The sequence below is a fragment of the uncultured Streptococcus sp. genome, assembly GCF_963456385.1.
Classification (GTDB): domain Bacteria; phylum Bacillota; class Bacilli; order Lactobacillales; family Streptococcaceae; genus Streptococcus.
In genome coordinates, this window is the sequence record NZ_CAUOLF010000039.1 from 1 (window position 1) to 3,579 (window position 3,579).

Consider the following 3,579-nt stretch of genomic DNA (forward strand, 5'->3'; position numbering starts at 1 on the left):
ATCCTGAGCAAACCCTCTTTTTGGGTGGTTTAGGTCGCTTTGACTTTGTGGCAGGCGATAAGCAGGGCTTCACAGCTTATTTTGACAATGAGCTTAAGCTCCACCGGACCAAGTTGCAAGGTGCTAGTGATTTTTATGACAAGCATGTCGGCAGTCTCTTAGTACCTCCCGTTGGCAAGGAAAAGGAAGAATTTCCAGCTTTGGTCAAGCATGAATTTACCATCAAGGACAAGACAGATATCGTCTTCTCAGGTTTGGGCTGGATTCGCGTCAGTGGTCCTGCCCGAGTAGCTGGTTGGGCGCCAGAGGGTGTGGCGGTTGTCACTCGGAAAGCTATTATATAATACTCAAGACACCAAGGGGAATAAATCCCCTTAAAATAAGGAAGGAAAAGGCCATGAATAGTGGGGAGTAAAGCGAATCCTAGCTGTATCAAGCCTTATAGAAGAACATGACACTAACATCAAAACAACGGGCCTTTCTCAACAGTCAGGCACATAGTCTCAAACCTATCATTCAGATAGGGAAAAATGGACTCAACGACCAAATCAAAACAAGCGTACGTCAAGCACTGGACGCACGAGAACTGATTAAGGTTACGCTTTTGCAGAATACGGATGAAAATATCCACGAGGTCGCTGAGATTCTGGAAGAAGAGATCGGAGTGGATACGGTGCAGAAGATTGGCCGGATCTTGATTCTCTACAAGCAGTCCAGCAAAAAGGAAAATCGCAAACTCTCTGTCAAAGTCAAGCAAATTTAAGGAAAAATTTCTGTGGAGATATCAGCCTATGGCTATTGAATTACTGACCCCCTTTACCAAGGTGGAATTAGAACCAGAAGTTAAAGATAAAAAACGCAAGCAGATTGGCATTTTAGGTGGGAATTTCAATCCTGTCCACAATGCTCATTTGGTCGTGGCGGATCAGGTCCGCCAACAGTTAGGCTTGGATCAGGTCCTGCTCATGCCAGAGTACGAGCCGCCCCATGTGGATAAGAAAGAGACCATTGATGAGCAGCATCGGCTGAAAATGCTGGAGCTGGCTATCGAGGGCATTGCAGGATTAGGGATTGAGCCCATTGAGCTGGAACGCAAGGGAATTTCTTACAGCTACGACACCATGAAGCTCTTGACAGAGCAACATCCCGATACGGACTATTACTTTATCATCGGTGCAGATATGGTGGACTATCTACCCAAGTGGTACCGGATTGATGAGCTGGTTGAGCTGGTTCAGTTTGTCGGTGTTCAGCGGCCACGCTACAAGGCAGGGACTTCTTACCCCGTCATCTGGGTGGATGTACCCCTTATGGATATTTCCTCCAGTATGGTACGGGATTTCCTGACTCAGGGGCGGACTCCTAATTTCCTGCTGCCTCAGCCAGTCTTAGACTATATCGAGAAAGAAGGACTTTACCTATGACCTATGAAAGCTATATCAGTATGGGCCGTGAGGCCTTGCTGGCTAAGATGGAAACAGTCATGTCGGAGAAACGCCTGCGGCATTGTCTAGGTGTGGAAAAGGCTGCTCGTGAATTAGCGGAGCACTTCGGTTTTGATGTCGAAAAAGCTGGTCTTGCAGGCCTCCTACATGATTATGCCAAAAAGGTTTCAGATGAGGAATTTCTGGCCTTGATTGACAAATATCAACTGGATCCTGACCTGAAAAATTGGGGCAACAATGTCTGGCATGGCATGGTGGGCATTTATAAGATCCAAGAAGATCTAGGCATCAAAGATACTGAGATTCTGCGAGCCATCGAGGTTCATACAGTGGGCAGTGGCACCATGTCTGAGCTGGACAAGGTGGTCTATGTCGCTGACTATATCGAGCACAACCGGGACTTTCCGGGAGTTGACAAGGCCAGAGAGCTGGCTCAGCGCTCACTCAATCAAGCTGTGGCCTATGAAACAGCAAGGACGGTGGAGCATTTAGCTCACAAAGGAATGCCCATCTATCCGCAGACCTTGGAGACCTACAATGCCTTTGTAGGATATTTGAAGGAAATAGAAGAAAATTAAAGAGGAACTATGAAAGAACAAGAATTATTGGAACTGGTCGTGAAGGCGGCCGATGAAAAGCGTGCAGAAGATATTGTGGCTTTGGACTTGCAAGGTCTGACAACCGTGACAGATTATTTTGTCATCGTCAGCTCTATGAACAGTCGTCAGCTGGATGCAGTCGCTGAAAATATCCGTGAGAAAGCTGCGGCGGCGGGTGTTTCTGCTGGTCATGTTGAGGGAGACGCAGCTGGTGGCTGGGTTCTCTTAGACTTAGGTGGGGTGGTCGTCCATGTCTTTTCAGAGGAAATGCGGGCGCATTACAATCTGGAAAAGTTATGGCACGAAGCAACTGGTGTGGATGTTGCAGCCTTATTGGAAGAAAAAAACAAGTGATTTTTTGCCTTTAGGCAGAAAGCAGAATTCGGCTCAGTCAGCCTGCTGGCTGGGCTATTTTTGAAAGGAAAAGTATGGCAACTTATGAAACCTTCGCGTCGGTTTACGATGCGATTATGGATGATTCTTTGTATGAGAAGTGGACGGATTTCAGCCTGCGTCATTTTCCCAAGGATAAGAAAAAGCTGCTGGAGTTGGCCTGCGGTACGGGAATTCAGTCTATTTATTTTAAGCAGGCAGGTTTTGATGTGACGGGGTTGGACCTGAGTCAGGAAATGCTGGAGTTGGCAGAAAAGCGTAGCAGAGAGGCCGGTTTGGACATTCCCTTTATCCAGGGTAATATGCTGGATTTGAGTGGTGTCGGTCGGTTTGATTTGGTAACTTGCTATTCAGACTCGATTTGCTATATGGAGGACGAAGCCGATGTCAGTCAGGTCTTCACTCAAGTTTACCAGCATCTAAATGAGGGCGGTCGCTTTATCTTTGACGTGCACTCGATTTACCAGATTGATGAGGTTTTTCCAGGCTATTCTTATCATGAAAATGCTGAAACTTTTGCCATGGTCTGGGATTCTTATGCGGACGAACCGCCTCATTCCATCGTACATGAGTTGACCTTCTTTGTCCAAGATGAGGATGGTCGCTTCACGCGCCACGATGAGGTGCATGAGGAGCGGACCTATGAGATTCTGACCTATGATATCTTGCTGGAGCAGGCTGGTTTTAAGAATGTCAAGGTTTATGCGGACTTTGAGGACAAGGAGCCAACTGACAAGAGCGCTCGCTGGTTCTTTGTGGCGGAGAAATAGAAAGAAGAATTTATCATGGCAAAAAATGATTTGATTTTATTTGGGCTAGTTCTTTTATATTTTTTATTCTATTTTGTGAAATTTTATTCCAAAAATAGCAACAGAAAAAAATTAAGACCGAAAGCTAAGGATAAAGAAAAATATTCAAGTGATTTTATTTTTATCAAAAAACTATGCCTTTATGCAAAACAATCTAAAAAATGTTTATGGTTTATTCTAGGAGTAATAATCCTACCAGTATTATTCGTTATAGATTTAATTAGGTTTTTTTATTTAAGACTGGAAGCTAAGGTTAAAGAAAAATATCCAAGTGATTATATTTTTATCAAAAAACTATGCCTTTATGCAAAACAATCTAAAAAATGTTTATGG

General features: G+C 44.6%; 6 protein-coding genes and 1 pseudogene. All 7 read left to right on the plus strand.

The features are described 5' to 3' along the window. A pseudogene (locus tag RP262_RS11120) lies at window positions 1-344 on the plus strand (ribosome biogenesis GTPase YqeH); the annotation flags it as partial. A gap of 107 nt (window positions 345-451) precedes the next feature. Continuing rightward, entirely contained in the window at window positions 452-763 is a 312-nt protein-coding gene (gene yhbY, locus RP262_RS11125; protein ID WP_002896287.1) for a ribosome assembly RNA-binding protein YhbY, read from the plus strand. 28 nt (window positions 764-791) lie between these two features. Then, the gene (locus RP262_RS11130) at window positions 792-1,424 is read left to right on the plus strand and encodes a nicotinate-nucleotide adenylyltransferase (RefSeq protein WP_002910416.1); all 633 of its coding nucleotides are present in this window, start codon (window positions 792-794) and stop codon (window positions 1,422-1,424) included. Then, the gene (gene yqeK, locus RP262_RS11135) at window positions 1,421-2,023 is read left to right on the plus strand and encodes a bis(5'-nucleosyl)-tetraphosphatase (symmetrical) YqeK (RefSeq protein ID WP_002910414.1); all 603 of its coding nucleotides are present in this window, start codon (window positions 1,421-1,423) and stop codon (window positions 2,021-2,023) included. Before RP262_RS11130 ends, yqeK begins: the two co-directional genes overlap by 4 nt. Before the next feature lie 9 nt (window positions 2,024-2,032). Beyond that, on the plus strand, window positions 2,033-2,398 hold the full coding sequence (rsfS, locus tag RP262_RS11140) for a ribosome silencing factor (protein WP_002901020.1): 366 nt from the start codon (window positions 2,033-2,035) through the stop codon (window positions 2,396-2,398). Between the two features lie 74 nt (window positions 2,399-2,472). Then, window positions 2,473-3,207, plus strand: coding sequence for a class I SAM-dependent methyltransferase (locus RP262_RS11145; RefSeq protein WP_311155188.1), 735 nt, complete (start codon window positions 2,473-2,475; stop codon window positions 3,205-3,207). 15 nt (window positions 3,208-3,222) lie between these two features. Further along, window positions 3,223-3,579 (plus strand): hypothetical protein (locus tag RP262_RS11150; RefSeq protein ID WP_311155189.1); only part of this gene is annotated, 357 nt, incomplete at its 3' end.